The organism is Virgibacillus flavescens (assembly GCF_050574275.1).
Classification (GTDB): Bacteria; Bacillota; Bacilli; order Bacillales; family Amphibacillaceae; genus Virgibacillus_F; species Virgibacillus_F flavescens.
In genome coordinates this window covers 2,779,801-2,800,584 of record NZ_CP192260.1, presented here as the reverse complement: position 1 = coordinate 2,800,584, position 20,784 = coordinate 2,779,801, and the positions used below count along the sequence as shown (strand labels likewise).

The following is a 20,784-nucleotide window of genomic DNA, read 5'->3' as shown; positions in this document are numbered from 1 at the left end:
ACAAAATAAAGGTAAGTAAATACTTGTCTTAAAGAGGAAGATCTTATGGATAAAATAGGAAAGATACTAGATGCTATTCAAAAAAAAGAAAATGAGTTAAATCAAGATACTTCTATTATTATTCAAGAAAATATAAAGGATAAGAGTAAAGAAGATGTTCGAAAGTATTTAGAAAATATTTTAGGAGATTCACCAGTAGAAACAGGTGGAAAAAACGCACTTACAGGATTTTATTTTCAGTTGCTATGTACATTATATTATCTTGCGGAGGTCTTAGAAGGTAAGTGGGATTTCCTGATTTTAGAACTACATCAAGATATTGTTGTAGGGAATGACTCTATTATAAGGTTTATTCAAGTCAAATCTGAAGTTTTAAGTGATAGAAAACCAGTAAAATCTGTGTCTAAAACGGATTTATATAAGGGTTGGATTCAAAAGTTAATCTCAATGGCGCGTCTTTTTCCAAAAGGAGAAGGTGTTAAAACTGAATTTGAACTCATGACAAACTATATTATGAAAGATTCAACTAACATTAGAGTTGAACATTATATGTACAATAGTAATTTTGACCAATATATAGAAGATAATGATGATATTGTAAAAAAAGTATCTGAATATAAGAATAGGGGACTAGATGAGAATTTCGATTATGAAAACTCTTGTAATGAATCTATTAAGGAACTTTTATCTAGATTTTGTATCCAGCCCAAGGCTATAGACCCTGATAAGCTTGATGACTTTATAGGAACTATTTCACACAAATTAGGTAAATTAATAAATGAATCAGCAGGAGTTTCGTTTGCAGATATAAATTATCTTCTAGGAGAGCTATGCTTCGAATGTAATCATACAAACCAAGGTTCTCTTATGCACATAGATAAAGAAAGGGCATTTAAATATCTCCAGATTTTAAAGCAACGTGCTAGTGATAACTTAGAAGGGTTTTATACAGATAGGAATAATAACGAATTAATTGATGAAATTGTTACAAATTTAAATGGAGAATATCTAGAACTACAACAGCCAATTAGAGAGCAGATTAATGATGAGCTTGAAAATTTCAGATATCAGCTAAAAAAATGGGCAAGTGAAGATATTCCTATTCACGAGATGGTACATCGGTATTTGGAAGGTAAGTCCTTTTCTCTCAAACTAAATACAATGCAACCTTTAAAATTAAGAAAGAAAGCGGAAGAAATCTTTAAGACACTTTTTATTTTAGAAATATTATTTGATGAGGAAATAAAATTTTCGAAAAGTTTTAATGGTATTTTAATTAAAGAAGTTAGTAATGCTTATATTTCTATAGTGGGGTTAGATATTGATCAAAACTTAGAAGAAGGTATAGGAAAATTAAATGATATTATAGAAAAGGCAAGTAATGAAGAGAAGATACTAATTCTTATGCAAAATAACCACACTATTTTTCAAGGCGAATACGATGAAGATGACTTTACTAATGAAGAAATATTTGATGTAGAAGAAATGATTAAATTTGCAAGTGAATATTTCCCTCAAGGAAAAAGTGTAAAAGACGTAGATTATAAATGGACAATAATTCCTGGGATAAAATTTATTGCATTTTTAAAAAAAGTTAGAAGGTATGAAGATATTTTTCAGTTTAAAAGTGATATTCAAGCTAAATGGGAAATTCTTTTAAAATAACTAAGTAGGTGAATATATGAAATATAGTCATATTATAGAGTGGCTAAGACAAAATAATTTTAAAGTAGAACAATCAGAAGAATTCTATCCAGATTATTTTTTTTGTAAAAAAGATCAAATAAATGTGATTGTTAAAGAATATACAGATAAGGAGCTATCTAGCCAAGTTAGAAGTGATGCGGTAGATGTCAGGACGGTATTAAATAAAAACGGAGAAAATATATGGAATACCTACTTTTTTATTTGTAAAAAAAGTGAAGAAATGAATATTCCATATTCACTTGAAAAGGATTCAATAGGGCTTAGAAAGTATGTTATTAATTCGCCAGAAGATTTTAAAAGAATTCCATTTTTAGATCAAGAGAATTCATATAGCAGTGAAAGTGAAGCTAGTATAAAATTACCTAGGATAAACAATAGCCAAAAATTAGAAAAAGTAGTCGAGCGTATTATTTCAATTGATGGTCTACAGAGAGAATTAGATAGTAATGATTTAGAAAGTATCTTAATTGATCTATATGAGATGGAAGTGATTAATGATGAGAATTGAGCGAATAAACATTGAAAATTTCAGATGTTTTAAGGGCTTAAATCGGTTTGATGTTGATGGTAAAACAATTATTTTGTATGGAGAAAATGGCTATGGAAAGAGTTCTTTCTTTGATGCTATTGAATGGTGCTTAACGGGTACTGTTGATCGATTCAAACAACCAGGTGAGCGAAACATCAATAAAAAAATTATTGTAAATAGGCAAGCTGAAGAAGGAGAAACTTGCTCTGTTGAACTGATAATTGATGAAGTTAAATTGAAAAGAACATTTCGCAATGTAAAAGGCTCTAGAGAAACCATACTTGTAAAAGATTTGTCAAATATTACGATTGCTCAAGGGAAAGAAAATGTTGAGAGATACATTGAGGAAAATATTGCTTATGAAACCGCTAATAAAAAGTTACTTACTACATTAATTAAAAAATCGCATATCTTATCTCAGGATCAAATCACTGATTTCGTATTGAGAGATGATCCAAAAGGTAGATTTGATTCCTTGGCCGATATAATGGGTTATAGGCAATTGATGAATTTGGCGAAAAATTTAAAGAAAGTTAAGACTGAAATTAATCGTAATATCTCAAAACAGAATCAAAACATCTCAACATACAATAATGTTATACAATCAAAGCAAAAAGAAAAAATAGAATTAAATTTAATAGAAATTAATCATATGTTGGAGCAGCTAAAAATCAACGTTAATCATGAGGATATTCTTTCGGAAATAAAGAAAAAAGAGGAAGCATTAGTAGATAGCAAAGGCAGGTTAGACGAAAAACTTTCTAATTTCAAAAATTTAAACTATGACATAAAAAGTTATTCTTATAATGATTTAGAGGTAAATTCCAATAATCTACAACTTCAAACTGAAAATAGTGATAATAAAAGAAAAAGAATTGAACGTCTATTAGATAAAGTTTATGAAGAAGATAATCAAATATCTAAACAATTAGTAAATATTGATACTCAAAGTAATAATTTAAACGAAAAAATTGAATTAGAAAAAAAGATTAGTATTATAGAATCAGAATTAAATGATTTTAATATTTTAGAAGAAAATTTAGAACCGTTAATAAAAGATGCAGAGAAGCAACAGAAAGAATTTTTTTATGTTCAAACACATCTACAAAGTTACTTAAGAATTCAAGAAATACTTAAAAACAATCCAATTTTAATAGATGAAAATAAGTTATATATTGAAAAGTATGATAAAAAAATTTCAAGATATAGTAAGTATCTTAGTAACCTTGAATCTTCACTAGATAATGAAAAAGAATCTACTTCATTAAATAAATTAAACAATGCTATCCAAGAAGTTTATTCGTATGTAGAAAAGAAAAATCATCATGTTGACAATAAGATTTGTCCTGTATGCTCATCTGAAAAAGAAGATTTATCTGGATCTATTCTTAATAATATTGAAAGAAATTTATTTATCATACAACAAAATTCAAGCAAAATCTCAAAGATCAATGAAAAAATAAAAATTATAAATCAAAAAGTTGAGAATTTGAAAAATGCTAAAATAAGTGCTGTAAATGACTTGAAAAATTTGGAAACAAACCTGATAATTTCCGAAAAGAATCTAAGGGAAATTCAAAATAGTAATTTGTATAAAAGTGACATTTTTGAGAATATGAGAAGGTTACAAGTTCGCTAAACGCTATTTCTGAAAAAATAAACAAATATAATAATTTTAAAGTTAAATACTATACTATTAAATCTTTAAGGAATAAATTAAATAATTATCCCCAAAAAGAACTGAATAGCAATATAGAAAAGAAGAAAGTTTTGAAATATAGACACTCAGATCTTATTAATAGAAAAATAATATTAAAAAGATTTCAAGAAAAAGAACAGGATATTAGAAAATATTATGAAGATGAATATAAAAAAGCAAATCAAGTTTTATTCTTGTTATCTAGGATTTTACCGATTGATAAAAGGAATATGGCTATTGAAGTAGTTTCTGAAGAAATGGAAAAAGAAATTAGCGAAATTAATTCACAAATCGAATTAACTAGGAGGGCATTTAACTCATACCAAAAATTAAAAGATAATTCGAAGATTGAGTCTAATATCCAGCAATTTACTAATATAATTTTACAAAATGAAAAAAAACTTGAGGAATCTAAAAGTGAACTTGAAATGATCGACAATTATCGGAATGCCATTTATTATCAAGTTGGAGAAAAAGCTTCTGATCTATTAAATAGACCTGATTCAAAAATTCAAAAGTATTTTAGATATTTAAATCCTGTTCCTAATGTTAATGAAGTCCTTTTTAGTTCACCAAGCACTGAGGAACTAGAAATAATTCTATCTTATAAAAATAAAAATGAAGGTGGTATGTCCACAAATGTAACTAATGTACAGCATTCTTTAAGTTCTGGACAACTATATGTATTAGCTATTTCAATTTTTCTGGCAATAAATGAAGTACAAAGTGTTAGTAAACTAGATTTTGTAGGTATTGATGATCCAATACAGAATATGGACGATGTCAATCAGTTTTCTATTTGTGATGTGCTGTCATCTATTAATAGACAATTAATTTTCTCAACACATGATTTGGACTTTTTGAAGCTTTACTTAAAGAAAAATGAACATAAAAAGGACTCAATTCAAGTTTTCATGTTAGAAAACAATGACAGTTTAGTAACAAATATAAAGAGTATAAAATTTAATGATTGATATTATTATCACAGTAAATCCTGCCGATAATGTGTAAAAATTAATTCATCCTAAAATTGATTGTTTTCTAGTGTAGAAAGGGGTTCGAAGCTATTATACAAAACGCTAACTTGTTATAAGGGAAGGTCAGGTTATTGGTGACAGCATAATCAATAATTTGAAACCCAATAAACCAGTATATAGGCTTTTGATCAATGAGTGGACACCTGATGAGGTGCGCCGTGGTATAAATGAAATGAAACCAAACGAAGCAATGCAGCCGTTGCAGGATGCTGGGATCAGCAGACAATGGGCCGACTGGGTTATTGGAATTAACCTGACATCTGTTGCGACTTTAAAATTTCAAAAGGGACGCGGTAAAGCCTTAAATATTGGCAGAGTTTTACTGCCGACTTTGAAGATTATTTATGACCGAGATAAAGAAATTGAAACGTTTGTCCCCGAAAACTACTTCAAATTATCCGCTACCTTTCAAACAGATGATAAAAATGAGTACCAAGGTATCTATATGGAAGGAAAAAAAGAAAAATTCAAAGAGAAAGATTCTCTGGATATAATTAAGAATCAGCTGTCCGGTGAAGATGCTTCGATTATCGATAAACAGGTTGAGAAAAAGAAAGAATTTCCTCCATTTTTATTTAACCTGTCTAATTTACAGGGGTATATTACAAGTAAATATAATGGTTGGACTTCTTCTAAAGTATTAAAGGTTGCTCAAACACTATATGAGAAGAAATTTATCACGTATCCACGTACGTCAAGCACTGCTCTCGATGAAAGTTTAGTAGGTAAGGCAGCTGGCGTTTTAAAGAAACTTGCTGAAAATCTGCCATATAAAGACGAAATTAAGTTTGCGAAATCAAAACGGGTGTTTAATAGTGCCAAGGTAGAGAGTCACAGCGCCATTATTCCAACATATATGATGCCTTCCCGACTCACGAGCGACCAGCAATTGGTTTATACTGCGATTAAAAACCGATTTATTATGCAGTTCATGCCCATTGCTGTTTATGAAGAAACAAAATTAATTACAAAAATTGATAGTGCGGATTTAAATGGACTTTTCCATACAAAAGGAAAGGTACAGTTAGTAGAAGGGTGGAAGAAGGTAGAAAGCATCCAGTCCAAGGATGTACTTTTGCCACTTGTTCAGAAGAATGATCACGTAAATGTGATAGGTTCAGAGGTTACTTCTCACACTACTAAACCTCCAAAAAACCATACGGAAAAAACCTTATTGCGTGTGATGGAAACCTGTGGGAAGGGTCTGAAGGAAGATGAAATTGAAGAAATTATGGGTGGCGTATTAACTGGATTCAGTATTGGTACAGCAGCTACACGAGCAGAAACGATCAAAAAACTGAATGATGTAGGCTATATTTCAACTAACAGTAAGAATCTAGTGTGTACGGAGCTTGGAATTAAGCTTGTGGAAACCTTTCCAGTAAATGATCTATTTGATTTGGAATTTACCGGACGATTAGAGAAAACCTTATCCGATATTGAAAAAGGAACTGTTAAAAAAGAAGAGTTTTTGCGCGTTGTTTTTGACTTTACTACAAAGTCAGTTGAAACAATAAAAAATGATGAAACTGGCATTATCAATCAGGTTGCATCTGCTTCCATATCAAAAGAAGTGCTTGGAAAATGTCCCAATTGTGAAGGCAGTATTATTGAAGGGTACAAAGGATTTGGATGTAGTAATTGGAAAAGCGGATGTAAATTTGTAATTTGGAAAAACGATAAATATTTAGCAACTATGAGAAAAAAGCCAACAATTACTATGGTCAAGTCTCTATTAAACACTGGATCGGCTTATGTGAAAGGTCTTGTTAGTAAAAGAGGCAAAAAGTTTAATGCTTATCTCCGGTACGAAAAGAATGAATCAAACGAGTACTATAGCTGGAAGATGGAATTTGCAAAAAAATAAACAGATTCGGTATACCAAGCAGCAGGGTGAAAGTGCCTTGTTGTTTTTTTGCGTCTTTCGATTATAAAATGTCTATTGACTTATGAATTGTATTACAATATAATGATAATCGTTATCATTGATAATGATTATCATTTCCATTTGTCAATTGATTTGAGAGGAGAATTTACGATGAGGAAAATTTCATTTATGGCGATGCTACTGTCACTTTTCAGCTTTTACCTCGTACAACCAGCACTAGCCGCTGAAAGCAATCACGTACAGCAAAAATTGCTGCCAATTGTTGAGAAAGCAGAAGAATTAGCTGCTGAAGGCAGGATAGATAAGGTGAGAATTGCAATTAGTGAGTTTCATGAATTATGGGAGCAAGTGGAACATTCCATAGAGGAAAACGCACCTCATACATATGAAGAGATAGAAGCCGCAATGGCAAAAGCAGAAGGTTTAATTCAAAGCAATAATCCAGACAGCGAACAGGTAGGTAAAGCGATTACCAAGCTAGAAGCGGCTATTGCAGGATCAGAGCAGAAAAAAGCTACAAGCAATGTACCCGGTGCAACTGCATTATTAGGTTTATCCCGTGAATTAGAGGAAGCAATTGAATTGGTAGATCATGGTGAGTGGGATCATGCCATTGAAGAATATGAAGAATTTCACTCTGGCTGGGAAAGTGTAGAGGACACTATTCAGTCAACTAGTCCAGAATCTTATAAAGGAATTGAAACAACTATGGGTTTGGTAAATGCTTCATTAGAGGCATCATCTAATCCTGAAAAGGCGAAACAATATTTAAGTGCTTTACTTGATTCAATTAAAGATTTTGCAAATAAAAACACTGCTACAAGTTCTCCTGCTAAAAATTCCGGGGAAAAGAATATTGAGACGCTTGTAAACCTATTAGAAGAAACGAAAAATGCCATAGAATCTGGGGATAATGAAGTGGCAACTCGCGAAATGGAAGCGTTTATTTCAGTATGGCCGACCGTTGAGGGTAAGGTAAGTACGAAGTCGGCTAGTGTATATGAAGATACGGAAAACAATATGACACATGCCCTCGGATTGTTGATGTCTAATCCACCAAAAATGGATGAAGCGAGTGAAGTAGTTGTCAAAATGAAGTCACAGCTTAACGCAATAACAAACGATACAACTTATTCCATCTGGGACGCAGCTATTATTCTACTACGTGAAGGATTAGAAATTATATTAATTCTTGCAGCATTACTTGCATTTTTAACACAGAGTGGAAACAAAGAGAAACGCGTTTGGATCTGGGGAGGAGCAGCTGCAGGGGCAATAGCGAGTGTAGGGTTAGCTTTCCTACTAACTTCTGTATTATCAGCAGCAACTTCCGCACAAAATCGTGAGTTAATGGAAGGTATCACCGGACTAATAGCAGTGGTTCTAATGTTTACAGTCGGCGCATGGTTACACGGAAAATCCAACATTAAGAATTGGAACAATTACATCCATGAATCAGTTGGAAGCGCAATTGCTCGAGGAAGTTTATGGTCGCTTGCAGGAGTTGCATTTTTAACGGTGGTTCGTGAAGGTGCTGAAACAATAATATTCTATACAGTGATGGTGCCGAGCATATCAACTGATACCTTGCTTTCAGGAATTGGAATTGCGCTGTTAATACTGGCTGTTGTCGGTATCGCAATTATGTACTTTAGTGTTAAATTGCCTATACGATTAATGTTTTTAAGTATAACTTTTCTGATTTATTATCTAGCATTTAAATTCACAGGAGAGAGCATTCACGCCTTACAAGTGGTTGGAAAACTTCCTGCCCATACTATTGAAAGTGTATCAGACATTAGTTGGCTTGGGTTCTATCCTACATGGGAAACAAGTATCGCGCAGATTACTTTACTTTTATTAATCGGACTACAAATGACGATAACAAATAGGTTACATTCAAGCAAAAACAGCAGTTCAAAAAGAATTCGAGCAGAGCAAGCACGATAAATAAGAAAGAAATAGTTCCACTCTTTTTAGATGGTGCTATTTCTTTCTTATTTTATTACCTCCCCAGTTAAGGAGTTCAGGGATGAATGTAAACCATAGTACCTACAGGAACGATACTTGCTAATTCCTCTACATCCTTATTAAACATCCGAATACAACCTCTCGATACAGCTTTACCAATCGAACTGGGATCATTCGTCCCGTGAATCCCATAGTGTTCTTTTGATAAACTCATCCACATCGTACCGAATGGTCCACCAGGATTAGGTGCTTTATTTACAATGATAAAATTTCCTACTGGTGTGCCGTGAAGTATTCTTCCGACAGCAATTGGATACTGTTTTTGTACTACACCATCTCTCAGTAATCTTAGCCACCGGTTATTAACAGAAACATCAATTTGATATGGAATTGTTTGCGGTGAAGGTATGCCTGGTATAACAATAGATTGTCCTGGAAATATGAGGTTTGGATTGATAGTGGGATTTGCAGAAATAATTGCCGATAATGGTGTACGATAATCTTTTGATATCTGAGTCAGTGTTTCACCAGATTTAACTGTATGAATCAGAATAAACACCTCCATAGTAACTACCCTGCACTCATATTATGCAGATTAGTAAAAGAGTTTCATTAAAGTTAGATCACTTCAGCAATTATCTGATTCTAGTTTAAGTGAAACTGCCATTTACATAAAAATTTTCCTTCCTATGTTAAAATATAGAGGAATAGTTTCAAGTTTCTTGTCACTGTGTCTTTTAACAGGCTATGAATAATTCCTATCGATTAACTAAAAATATTGCAGATGCCAACGATTTTAGGAAATACTAATAAAAAGGAGGGGATATAATGACTAAAGAAATAAGGGGTGAGGGATGGAACTTAGAAAATAGTTATTCCCACTTGCCGAAATCATTTTTTTCTACCCTCGATCAAAATCCTGTTAACTCACCAAAAATGGCAATTTTTAATAATAAGTTGGCCATGTCACTTGGGCTGGACGCTAAGGAAATGACAAGTGAGAGTGGTTTAAACATACTTGCTGGCAATAAGGTTCCAGAAGGCGGTTTATCTCTTGCTCAAGCTTACGCAGGCCACCAGTTTGGTAATTTTACCATGCTAGGTGACGGCCGAGCTATGCTGCTGGGTGAACAAATTACTCCTAAAAGTGAACGAGTTGATGTTCAACTTAAAGGATCAGGTCGTACACCCTATTCCCGCGGGGGGGATGGTCGTGCAGCGCTTGGACCAATGCTGCGTGAATACATTATAAGTGAAGCTATGCATGCACTCGGTATCCCAACTACTCAAAGTCTTGCAGTAGTCACAACTGGTGAAACAATTAGGCGTGAAACCGAATTACCTGGAGCAATTCTAACGCGAATAGCTGCCAGTCATTTGCGGGTCGGTACCTTTCAATATGCAGCAGGACTGGGTGATGTTGAAGAACTCCGAGCTCTGGCTGACTATACAATAAATCGGCATTTTCCAGATATTGAAAATAAGAATAACCGATATCAATTGCTGCTTCAGGAAGTAATCGAGCGTCAGGCAAAGTTGGTTGCTAATTGGCAACTGGTTGGTTTTATTCACGGCGTAATGAACACCGATAATATGACGATAAGCGGGGAAACGATTGATTATGGTCCGTGTGCTTTTATGGATACATATGATCCGGCTACAGTATTTAGTTCTATTGATGTTCAAGGGCGATATGCATATGGAAACCAACCATATATGGCTAAATGGAATCTAACACGATTAGCAGAAACACTATTGCCGTTGCTGGATGAAAATCAGGAAAAAGCCATTGACGTAGCAGAGGTAGCACTTTCTGAATTTCCAACTCAGTATTTTGCTAATTGGCTCAGTGGTATGCGAGCGAAACTTGGTATCTTCAACGAGGAAGAAGAGGATCAGTCATTAATTGAAGAATTTCTTCAAATGCTGCAGAAATATCAAGCCGACTTTACGAATACTTTTCGTGATTTATCCTTTGACAAGAAAGATGGATCAGATTTATTTGAGAGCCCTGAATTTTCTCTTTGGTATGATAAGTGGATGGCGAGACTATGCAGGCAGGAGGAATCGAAAGCTTCCTCAAAAGAGTTGATGCAGAACTCCAATCCTGCGGTTATCCCAAGAAACCATCGGGTAGAAGAAGCTTTAGAAGCTGCAGTGAATCTTGAGGATTACAGTTTGGTAGAGCAGCTGCTGGCAGTTCTTTCAAACCCTTATGCTCATTCTGCTGAACAAAAAAAGTACGCAACACCTCCTGAGCCGACGAATCAACCATATCAAACTTTTTGTGGCACATAAAAAGAATGGAGCTGTCCAGTTAGTTACCGGTCAGCCCCATTCTTTTTAACTAATTAAATCTATGATATATCCTCCTGTAATCCCTAATAAAACAATCATCCAAGCGGAAACCTTCCACTTATGAAGTAACATAAATAAGATAACAGCTAATGCAAAGTCGGAAGCTTCAAAAATAGAGCTTTTAAGTACTGGATCATAAAATGCTGCTACCAGAATTCCAACTACACTCGCGTTTACCCCCATTAAAATACCCTGAAAAGAAGAACGTTTTCGTAACGAATTAAGAAATGGTAATGCAGCGATAATCAATAAGAAGGAAGGAAGAAAAATTCCAATAGTAGCCACAACAGCACCTGAAACTCCTTGCAACATCGTTCCTAAGTAACTTGAAAATGTGAAAAGTGGACCCGGTACAGCCTGCGCCATACCATAACCTGCAAGAAATTGGTCAGCGGTCAACAAACCTTGTGGAACCAGCTCGCGCTCAATCATTGGTAAAACTACGTGTCCTCCACCAAAAACCAGTGAACCAACCCTGAAAAATATATCAAATATATTAATTAAAGGATTTTCAGTAAGCTTGTTGATAATAGGAAGTACAATTAATGTGGTAACAAGAATACTTAAAGAAGTAATACCGGTTTTCTTAGAGATATTTACTGAAAAAGGTTGTACGTTTGTTTCTGCTTTATTTTTAAATAACGTTAACCCAAGTAATCCAGCGCCAATAATGATTAATATTTGCATCCATGCTGAAGGATAGAGCAGCATGATAAAAGCTGCCGATAAAGCGATTGCAAGCCTTGTTTTATCTGGAGTCAGCTTTTTTCCAAGTCCAATTATAGCGTGCAGTACAACTGCTGCAGCAACAATTTTCAAGCTGTGGATAAATCCAGCGTCGCCCAGTGTAAAGGTCTGGTAGAGCATTGCAAATACAACGAGTACAATGATTGATGGCAGAGTGAATCCAATCCAGGATATCACTCCTCCTATTATACCTCCGCGCACCATACCTATTGCTATACCTACCTGACTGCTGGCAGGACCAGGCAGAAATTGACAGAGTGCTATGATATCCGTGTATGTTTTATCATCCAGCCATTTTCGTCTATCAATATATTCATCTTTAAAATATGCTAAGTGTGCAACAGGTCCACCAAACGAAGTGAACCCCAGTTTTGTTGAAGCGAGAAGTATCTCTAAGAATGTATGAAAATTATAGCTTGTCTTTTCCTGTTTACTCACATCATCACCTCGTCATGTTAGTTAATTTCTTTGAAAAGCTCGTAGGCTTTTTTTCTTGCCTCAGTCAAAACATCTTCACCTTTGGACGTAATTTTATAGTATTTTCTTATCTTTCCCTTTACGTTTACATCTTCTTTATCCAACAGTTGATCAACTTCCATAGTATGAAGAATAGGGTACAAGGTTCCAGCGCTTATTTCATAACCGTGTTCACGTAATTCCTCGAGCATCCATGATCCATAAATTGCTTCTTCTTTAGCATGGTGAAGAATATGAATTTGAATGAACCCTAGAAACAGTTTTCTAAGTACCTTATTGTTCATTAGGAAGAACCTCCTTTCAAAAACGAATTTCAATATCGAAATACGATATCGATTATACAATTCATCTGAAAATCATGCAAGTATATGATCCAGTCCATTTGAACATAAAAAAAAGCACCGCACAATGTGATTGCGGTGCAACTAGTATTAAATTAATTCCTTTAAATGTATTTTTTGTATCTTGCCACTCGCTGTTTTAGGTAACTCCTCCATAAATATGATTTCCTTTGGACGATTTATTTCATCGAGGTTTTCTTGTATATAGTAAAATATTTCATCCTTCGTTGGCAAATGACCATCATTCGTTACGACAATCGCATGCAATATATCACCATGCGTTTTGTGCGGTGCAACTATAATCGCAACTTCTTGAATTGCTGGGTGTTGACCTATTATCTGTTCAACTTCAATCGATGAAATGGAGGTTTTTTCATTTAAGATTAGATCTTTTTTTCGATTCACTATTGTGATGTCGCCATTCTCATTCATTGTTCCCATGTCACCTGTATGCAGCCATTCATCATCACTTTCTATTACTCCAGGACCTTTTACAATGATTTCACCGACTTCACTTCCGTCTTTACTAACGTCATCATTCTTTTCATTCACTACACGGACAGTTGTTTTAACCATTTAATACCCACCTTTGCTTGTATAGCTTAATCATTACGAATTATCGAAATTATACCATATTATTGAAATCGTTTTAACTAAAATAGTTTCCCTTTAATATAACTTAACGTTAATTGTTATCCAACTTTTAAAATGGGTGTTAGACTTAATATAGAAGGAGTGATTCTATATGAAGAAATTAATTGGTAAAACGGCTGTAGTTACCGGGGCAAGTAGCGGGATTGGAGCAGCAATTGCAAAGCACTTAGCAGATGAAGGTGCAAATGTCGTTCTTGCTGCGAGAAGAGAGGACAAATTAGAAGAAATTGCCTCTACAATTAATGGAAATGTGTTATCAGTTGTAACGGACATGGCTAATAAATCAGATGTTGATTCATTGGCAAAAAGAGCTGTGGAAAAATTTGGTCATGTTAATTTCTATATTAATAATGCTGGAGCGATGCTTAGTTCTCGTTTGCAAGATGGAAAAACTGAAGAGTGGGATCATATGATAGATGTGAATATAAAAGGAGTACTGTATGGTATTAACTCTGCATTACCAGAAATGTTAGAACGTAAATCTGGTCATATTATAAATATTGCATCAGTATCCGGACTTGAGGTTAATAAAGTAAGTGGCGTATATAGTGCAACCAAATTTGCAGTTAGAGGCATTTCGATGAGTCTTGAAAAAGAACTTGCTAAAACTGGAGTTAGAGTAACAAATATATCTCCTGGCCAGGTGGATACGGACATTTCTTCCAAGACTAGTGACCGCAAAAAACTGGAAGCAGACGATATAGCTAAAGCAGTAGATTATGCGTTAACTCAACCAGATTATGTGAACGTAAATGAAATTACTGTACGACCAGTTTAACTAAAGTATGTATGGGTAATTTTAGCCTTCTATGTGAATACTACGAATAAAATCCATGAAAAAGGATGGTATTTATTCGATGAAACATCTAAAGGCATTGGGTATTAAGTTTATCTTTACAGCAATTGTTGTTTATTCCATCTTCGGTATATTTTATGATGCATCTCTATGGCGTTTGCTTTGGATGAGCATCCTCGCTACAGGTATTTTATATATTATTGGCGATTTGTTCATCCTGCCGAAGTTTGGAAACCTGATTGCTTCGATTGCTGACTTTGGTCTGGCTTTTTTATCGTTCTGGATATTAGGCAATTTATTAATTGATTTGTCGATATCAGTAACCACAGCAGCATTGTTTGCGAGCGTATTTATGGCAGTTACGGAGGCGTTGTTTCATATGTATATGACGGAGCAGGTTTTTGAAAGCGCTCCAAAAGGGGAAGCTACCCCGTATTCTGCCGAAGGGTTACGAACTGAATTCGCAGATGAAACAAATAAGGAAACGTTCGCGAAGGATTTAGAGGATAGGGAAAAAGATAAATAAAACTGGAAAACGCTTGATAGTTCCTATCTATCAAGCGTTTTGTTTTAGTTCATCTCATCGATTGACTCATATTTTGACATTAGATCCAAATGGACTATTTCCCATAAGTAGATGGACGCAAGTGTAAAGTGAGGATCCCAGAGATTAGATTTTTCGACCAGTATTTTTCTTCTTTCTGACTGATCAACCTGGTATAGCCACTTAGCTCCTCGTTGTATGCCTATATCATCTAAAGCTAATACATTCATTCTTCCAAGAGAAAAAAGTAAAAACATTTCTGCAGTCCATTTTCCTATTCCCTTAACACTCGTTAAAAGTTTAATAATTTCCTGATTATCAAGCTCGTCCAATTTGGCTAAATCGATTGTTCCATCTTCTATTGCATTAGCTAAATCCTTTAGATAAGCAGTTTTACGCACAGATAGTCCAACTGATTTCAATTCCTCATCTGATTTTTTTAGTATATTTGCAGCTGAGACATCATCTAACAGCTTTTCAAGTCTATTGTAAATCGCACCTGCAGCCTGTACGGATATTTGCTGTCCGACAATTGATCTGACTAATGATATAAAATAATCAGGTCGAAGTGTAAACTCGATATCACCAATAATACGTACTAATTTATTCATTCGCGGATCAGACGCGCAAAGTTCCTGAACGGCAGGATCATCCGCTTTCACTATTAATTTTTCCATAGGGCACCTCTTTTCGGATAGTTTAAAAATAACCTATTTACGCTTAAAATTCAAAAAATATCGCGGTATGTTAGCCTAATAAATAAAAGTTTGATATTATAGTTATGGTATTTAAAATTATTTGTGAAGTACTGAACGGATACTCCATAATCAAAATTTATGAAGTAATATTTAGTTCTTATTTTAAAAGTAATTAACTGAAAGGTGGATGTTACGTGAATACGAACAAACCAAGAATCGTCGTTTTGGGAGCAGGATATGCTGGAATGATGACAACCAAACGCTTAACACAACAATTAGGAGTAGACGAAGCGGAAATTGTGCTTGTTAATAAACATAATTACCACTATCAGACTACATGGTTACATGAAATTGCAGCTGGCACGAGGAATCAAAATCAAGCCCGTATGATGATTAGTGATGTGTTTAATCCAAATCGTGTACGTCTCATTTATGATTCTGTTGTAGAAGTTAAAAAAGATGAAAGCCGAGTTATTTTGGAAAATAGTGAAGTTACTTATGATTACTTAGTTGTTTCACTAGGTTTTGAAACAAATACGTTCGGTATTAAAGGTATGGAGAAAAATGCTTTCTCTATCCAGGATATTGAAACTAGCAGATTAATAAGCGAGCATATCGAGTATCAGTTTGCTAAATATAAATTAGATGCTAATGCAAAAAAAGAAGATTTAACGATTCTTGTCGGCGGTGGAGGTTTCACTGGGATAGAGTTTGTTGGTGAGTTAGCTGAACAGGTTCCGAAGCTTTGCAAAAAATATGATATCGATTCTAGTATTCCGCGGATTATTAACGTTGAGGCATCTCCAACTATTCTACCAGGGTTTAACGAAGAGCTTGTGTCTTACGCTAAAACGTCACTTGAAGATCGTGGAGTAGAATTTAGAATTGGCGCTAAAATTGAAGAATGTAAAAAAGATGGCTTTGTAGTAAATGAAGGTGAAGAAATCAAAGCTGGCACAATAGTATGGACTGGCGGAGTTACTGGTAATTCAATTCTTAGTAAATCTGGCTTTGAAATTACTAAAGGTAAAGTTACAGTTGAAGATGACTTACGCGTCCCAGGTGAAGAAAACATCTTCATCATAGGTGATTGTGCTTGGGTGATGAACAAAGAAGAAGGTCGTCCATTCCCACCAACAGCGCAAGCAGCAATGCAGCACGCTGATACATGTGCAGCAAACATTAAAGCATTACTTCATAATGATGCGTTAGTTCCGTTTACATTCGATGACAAAGGTACAGTGGCCTCACTAGGCAGCAAAGATGCGATGGGTACTATTTTTTCTGGAACTAAACTTTATGGTAAATCAGCAACTGCAATGAAAAAAGTAATTGATAACCGCTACTTATTTTTACTAGGCGGGCCAAAGTTAATTCTTAAAAAAGGTAAACTTCGTCCATTTTAATAGAGTAAATGTAATGAATTAGATCTCCAAATAGAGGAGGGAACTATGATATGAAAAATAATGTATTATGCTATCTATTGCTTACTGTCGCTTCCTTAGTCGGGTACGCTTTAGCTGCTCGTGCAATGGAAAACGATAGAGATTTTCGTTAAATAAAAAAACAGCTATCCCCCGGATGTGATTACACATTTCGGGGGATTTTCATTCACAAAATTGTTACAAAAGCGACTGGAATTCATGCAGAATTAGGAGATAATAATATAGAGGAATTTAATAGGGAGGTAGTTATAATGTCTACTGGTCTGTGGGTCTTATTAATAATATTGTTTATAGTTACGTTGTTTGGTACTATTTTTGCATTTAAACAGGAAGAAAAGAAAATGAAAAAATACGAAGCGGAGGGCGATACTCCAAGTGATGAAATGAGGCGCTCGCTTGAGTATGAAACAAAATCATTGAAATCTAACGTCCCGATATTGTCAGCAATATATATTGTAACAATTTTATTATCTATTATCGCGTTTATCGTATATATTAAATAATCCTAGTGGAAAATGGGTGAATCAAAAAAACCGAGTCCCTTAGACTCGGTTTTTTTATCAGGATTTTTTGTGACGAATATAGTTAATTAGTCCACCATGCAGGACGATGTCTACTTGTCGGCCAGACAACGCATGGCGAACATTGATCTTTCCGTCTTTTCCTTTAATTGAAATAGTAAATTCATTACTATTTTTTATTTTTTCACGTAAATCTTCAAATTCGAGGATGTCTCCTTGGCTTAATTTGTTATAGTCCTCTTCATCTGTGAAAACAAGTGGAACCACGCCAAAGTTAACGAGATTCTGCCAATGGATACGAGCAAAATCTTTAACAATTACAACGCGCAGTCCCAGATAACGGGGTGCAAGTGCTGCATGCTCACGACTGGATCCTTGACCATAATTGTAACCACCAACAATAGCATGACCACCAGTATCTTTACTCTCCAATCCACGATCGTAATAAGTAGGATCGATTGCTTCGAATGTAAACTTACTGATTTCAGGTAGGTTACTTCTGAACGGCAGTACCCGCGCGCCACCTGCTAAGATTTCATCAGTTGATACGTTATCACCGACATGAAGTAAAATCGGAACATTTAGCTCGTTTGGTAATGCATCCATTTCCGGTATGGAAACGATATTAGGTCCTTTCACCAGTTCCACCTTTTTAGATTCTTCAGGTGAGAGCGGTTTATCCAGTAAACGATCATCGACTGTTGAGTCTTTCAGTTCTTTTATTTTAGGGTATTTAAAATTCATAGTTCTTGGATCAGTAATTTTCCCTGTTAGAGCAGATACTGCTGCAGTTTCCGGACTGCATAAAAATACACTGTCTTCCTTCGTGCCGGAACGACCAGGAAAGTTTCTTGGTGTAGTTCTCAGGCTGTTTTTACCAGTGGCAGGTGCTTGCCCCATACCAATACATCCATTACAACCTGCTTGGTGGAGGCGTGCCCCTGCTTGCAGCAAGCTTGCGATATGCATTTCTTTTACAAGGTTAGTTAACATTTGTCTCGACGTAGGGTTGATGTCAAAGGATAAGCTATCCGCAATTTGCCGATCTTTTACAATTTCAGCTGCCATAGCAAAATCACGATATCCCGGGTTTGCTGAAGAACCAATATAGGATTGATAAATCGGTGTATCCTTCAGTTCGCTTGCCGGAACCACATTTCCAGGGCTTGATGGTTTAGATACGAGTGGCACTAACTCGGAAAGATTGATGGTATCCGTTAAATCATATGTTGCACCTTTATCCGCTTTAAGTTCAATCCAGTCCTCTTCACGATTCTGTAATTTCAAATACCGTTTGATTTCTTTGTCGGACGGGAACACAGTTGCTGTTGCACCAAGTTCAGCTCCCATATTTGCAATTACATGTCGATCCATTGCTGTTAAGTTATCAAGACCCGTTCCATAATACTCAATTATTTTACCAACTCCGCCTTTTACATCGTAACGGCGAAGCATTTCTAAAATAACATCTTTAGCACTAACCCAATCCGGAAGCTCGCCAGTTATTTCTACTCCCATTACTTCCGGCATTTTAATATAAATAGGTTCGCCTGTTATTGCCATTGCTACATCAATTCCGCCTGCGCCGATGGCAAGCATACCCATGCAACCATTGGCACAGGTGTGACTATCAGAACCAAGAAGTGTTTTTCCTGGTTTAGCCAGTCGCTGCATATGAACAGGGTGACTAACTCCGTTTCCTGGACGGCTGTAGTATAAGCCAAACCTCCGGGTAGCGCTTTCTAAAAATAAATGGTCATCAGGGTTTTTACTGTCTACTTGAATTAAGTTATGGTCTACGTATTGGGCAGAAACCTCCGTTTTAGCATAGTCTAATCCCATAGCTTCTAGCTCAAGCATTACCATCGTTCCCGTAGCATCCTGAGTCAGTGTTTGATCAATTTTAAGTCCAATTTCTTCACCGGTTTTAATCGTTCCTGAGACGAGGTGATCTTTAATTAGCTTTTGTGCAACATTTAATGGCACAATAATACCTCCTTATATAATATTTTTACTGTCATCGTGATAGTTTTACACTGTTACTGAAAAACATGCGTATGTTCTAATATCTAAACCAAATTATGGATATATTACTGTACCTCAAAATTACACTATTTAAACAAAAAAAAGACCCCGTTATAGGGTCTTCTGCTAAAATTTAACTGCATTTATATTAGATTATTGCTTAACTGCTTCTATCTCAATGTTGATTTTCACTTCGTCTCCAACCATCACGCCACCAGTTTCAAGTGCTGCGTTCCAAGTAAGACCAAATTCTTTTCGGCTGATTTTAGTTCCGCCACTGAAACCAGCTACTTCGTTGCCCCATGGATCTTTACCAGAGCCTTCATAATCAACTTCGAATGTTACTGGCTTAGTAATTCCTTTGATAGTTAAGTCACCAGACACATCATAATTACTACCTGATTTCTTTTTAATATCAGTAGCAACAAATGTCATTTTCGGATGGTTTGCTACATCGAAAAAGTCTTCTGAGCGTAAGTGATCATCACGGTCTTTTTTGCGTGTATCAATACTATTGATATCAACTGTAAATTCAACAGTTGCATCTTCTAGATTCTCCGGATCTGCTTCAATTAAAGCTTCAAATTCATTAAATACACCTTTTGCTTTAGATATCATCATGTGCTTTACTACAAATTCCAATGAACTATGTGCTGCATCAACGTTCCATTTTGTTTTTACCATTCTTAAAACCTCCATGTTATTAATAGTGTGTAAGTTACTTTTCGTTACCAAGTATATAATTAATAAGTTACGATGTCAAGCTAATATATCTTCATTTAAATAAAATTTTCCCGAGTTATGTAATCCTAAACAAATTTTATTCATCCTGTATGTTATGATATCTTCATTGAAAATATGTTTAAGAGGTGTGAAGTATGAATCAATTAAGTATTATTCCGTGTGGAAAAAAGAAAGTCTGGGATAAATTCCCGGCACACGGTCCTGCCAGCACAATGGATACATATATAGGAACCTTTCATACACTTTGCAGGAGATATGCGATGGAATTTTCAAATCAGTGGGTAGTACTTTCAGCTAAGCATGGTTTTTTACTGCCAGAGGATATCGTGGAAGAAAACTACGACGTAACTTTTAATCAAAAAAGTAATGAGATCATAACGTTCGATCAGCTTTGGTCACAGGTTGTGGAGAAAGGATTAAATCAATTTGATGAACTTGTAATTTTAACGGGTAAAAAATATAAAAAAGTAATTGATGGAAATTTTGAGAAAAAAATAACGATGAAATATCCACTTGCAGATTATAGCGGTATGGGATATATGCAACAGGCGTTAAAATCGTCCGTTGAGAAAGGAATACCACTCCATTAATTTTCTATTCCCA

At 35.0% G+C, this 20,784-nt stretch carries 19 protein-coding genes; 12 read left to right on the top strand and 7 right to left on the bottom strand.

Annotation, left to right across the window (positions count from 1 at the left end):
- Positions 1–45: 45 nt before the first annotated feature.
- From VBD025_RS13610 to VBD025_RS13585, 6 genes are all read left to right on the top strand, one after another.
- Positions 46–1,665, top strand: a complete 1,620-nt coding sequence (locus tag VBD025_RS13610) for a hypothetical protein (protein ID WP_430786365.1) — start codon at positions 46–48, stop codon at positions 1,663–1,665.
- A 16-nt stretch (positions 1,666–1,681) separates the two neighbouring features.
- Positions 1,682–2,215, top strand: a complete 534-nt coding sequence (locus VBD025_RS13605) for an ABC-three component system middle component 1 (RefSeq protein ID WP_430786363.1) — start codon at positions 1,682–1,684, stop codon at positions 2,213–2,215.
- Positions 2,202–3,875 carry an AAA family ATPase gene (locus VBD025_RS13600; RefSeq protein ID WP_430786361.1) on the top strand — a complete coding sequence of 558 codons (1,674 nt, stop codon included), beginning with the start codon at positions 2,202–2,204 and terminating at the stop codon, positions 3,873–3,875. Before VBD025_RS13605 ends, VBD025_RS13600 begins: the two co-directional genes overlap by 14 nt.
- A 131-nt stretch (positions 3,876–4,006) precedes the next feature.
- Positions 4,007–4,909 carry a hypothetical protein gene (locus VBD025_RS13595; protein ID WP_430786359.1) on the top strand — a complete coding sequence of 301 codons (903 nt, stop codon included), beginning with the start codon at positions 4,007–4,009 and terminating at the stop codon, positions 4,907–4,909.
- Positions 4,910–5,066: 157 nt separating this feature from the next.
- Positions 5,067–6,839 (top strand): type IA DNA topoisomerase, encoded by a 1,773-nt coding sequence (locus VBD025_RS13590; RefSeq protein ID WP_430786357.1) that lies wholly within the window; start codon positions 5,067–5,069, stop codon positions 6,837–6,839.
- A gap of 171 nt (positions 6,840–7,010) precedes the next feature.
- On the top strand, positions 7,011–8,810 hold the full coding sequence (locus VBD025_RS13585; RefSeq protein ID WP_430786355.1) for an FTR1 family iron permease: 1,800 nt from the start codon (positions 7,011–7,013) through the stop codon (positions 8,808–8,810).
- Positions 8,811–8,886: 76 nt separating this feature from the next.
- Here the strand turns inward: VBD025_RS13585 and VBD025_RS13580 are convergent, their stop codons facing one another.
- Positions 8,887–9,381 carry a L,D-transpeptidase family protein gene (locus VBD025_RS13580; RefSeq protein WP_430791418.1) on the bottom strand — a complete coding sequence of 165 codons (495 nt, stop codon included), beginning with the start codon at positions 9,379–9,381 and terminating at the stop codon, positions 8,887–8,889.
- 278 nt (positions 9,382–9,659) lie between these two features.
- Here VBD025_RS13580 and VBD025_RS13575 point away from each other — a divergent pair, with 278 nt between their 5' ends.
- Complete coding sequence (locus VBD025_RS13575) at positions 9,660–11,129, top strand: protein adenylyltransferase SelO (protein ID WP_430786353.1); 1,470 nt, start codon at positions 9,660–9,662, stop codon at positions 11,127–11,129.
- A 45-nt stretch (positions 11,130–11,174) separates the two neighbouring features.
- Here the strand turns inward: VBD025_RS13575 and VBD025_RS13570 are convergent, their stop codons facing one another.
- The 3 genes from VBD025_RS13570 to VBD025_RS13560 all read right to left on the bottom strand — a co-directional run bounded on the left by VBD025_RS13570 (position 11,175) and on the right by VBD025_RS13560 (position 13,330).
- A complete protein-coding gene (locus VBD025_RS13570; protein ID WP_430786351.1) occupies positions 11,175–12,374 on the bottom strand; it encodes a chromate transporter in 1,200 nt (399 codons plus the stop codon).
- Positions 12,375–12,391: 17 nt separating this feature from the next.
- Positions 12,392–12,697 (bottom strand): PadR family transcriptional regulator, encoded by a 306-nt coding sequence (locus VBD025_RS13565; RefSeq protein WP_430786349.1) that lies wholly within the window; start codon positions 12,695–12,697, stop codon positions 12,392–12,394.
- Positions 12,698–12,844: 147 nt separating this feature from the next.
- Positions 12,845–13,330 carry a class I adenylate-forming enzyme family protein gene (locus tag VBD025_RS13560; protein WP_430786347.1) on the bottom strand — a complete coding sequence of 162 codons (486 nt, stop codon included), beginning with the start codon at positions 13,328–13,330 and terminating at the stop codon, positions 12,845–12,847.
- Positions 13,331–13,499: 169 nt separating this feature from the next.
- Here VBD025_RS13560 and VBD025_RS13555 point away from each other — a divergent pair, with 169 nt between their 5' ends.
- Positions 13,500–14,186, top strand: a complete 687-nt coding sequence (locus VBD025_RS13555; protein WP_430786345.1) for an SDR family oxidoreductase — start codon at positions 13,500–13,502, stop codon at positions 14,184–14,186.
- Between the two features lie 79 nt (positions 14,187–14,265).
- A complete protein-coding gene (locus VBD025_RS13550; protein WP_430786343.1) occupies positions 14,266–14,730 on the top strand; it encodes a YndM family protein in 465 nt (154 codons plus the stop codon).
- Between the two features lie 44 nt (positions 14,731–14,774).
- On the opposite strand, the gene VBD025_RS13545 is transcribed toward VBD025_RS13550, so the two are convergent.
- Positions 14,775–15,425 (bottom strand): DNA-3-methyladenine glycosylase family protein, encoded by a 651-nt coding sequence (locus VBD025_RS13545; protein WP_430786341.1) that lies wholly within the window; start codon positions 15,423–15,425, stop codon positions 14,775–14,777.
- A 215-nt stretch (positions 15,426–15,640) separates the two neighbouring features.
- Here VBD025_RS13545 and VBD025_RS13540 point away from each other — a divergent pair, with 215 nt between their 5' ends.
- A complete protein-coding gene (locus VBD025_RS13540) occupies positions 15,641–16,852 on the top strand; it encodes an NAD(P)/FAD-dependent oxidoreductase (protein WP_430786339.1) in 1,212 nt (403 codons plus the stop codon).
- A 290-nt stretch (positions 16,853–17,142) separates the two neighbouring features.
- Positions 17,143–17,394: a hypothetical protein gene (locus VBD025_RS13535; protein ID WP_430786337.1), complete on the top strand. Its 252-nt coding sequence runs from the start codon at positions 17,143–17,145 to the stop codon at positions 17,392–17,394.
- Positions 17,395–17,451: 57 nt separating this feature from the next.
- Here the strand turns inward: VBD025_RS13535 and VBD025_RS13530 are convergent, their stop codons facing one another.
- Together VBD025_RS13530 and VBD025_RS13525 are read right to left on the bottom strand one after the other, a co-directional pair.
- The gene (locus VBD025_RS13530; protein ID WP_430786335.1) at positions 17,452–19,398 is read right to left on the bottom strand and encodes an aconitate hydratase; all 1,947 of its coding nucleotides are present in this window, start codon (positions 19,396–19,398) and stop codon (positions 17,452–17,454) included.
- Positions 19,399–19,590: 192 nt separating this feature from the next.
- Positions 19,591–20,121 carry a YceI family protein gene (locus tag VBD025_RS13525; protein ID WP_430786333.1) on the bottom strand — a complete coding sequence of 177 codons (531 nt, stop codon included), beginning with the start codon at positions 20,119–20,121 and terminating at the stop codon, positions 19,591–19,593.
- Positions 20,122–20,315: 194 nt separating this feature from the next.
- Between VBD025_RS13525 and VBD025_RS13520 the strand changes: the two genes are divergently transcribed.
- Positions 20,316–20,771 carry a DUF6884 domain-containing protein gene (locus tag VBD025_RS13520; protein ID WP_430786331.1) on the top strand — a complete coding sequence of 152 codons (456 nt, stop codon included), beginning with the start codon at positions 20,316–20,318 and terminating at the stop codon, positions 20,769–20,771.
- Positions 20,772–20,784: the final 13 nt, after the last annotated feature.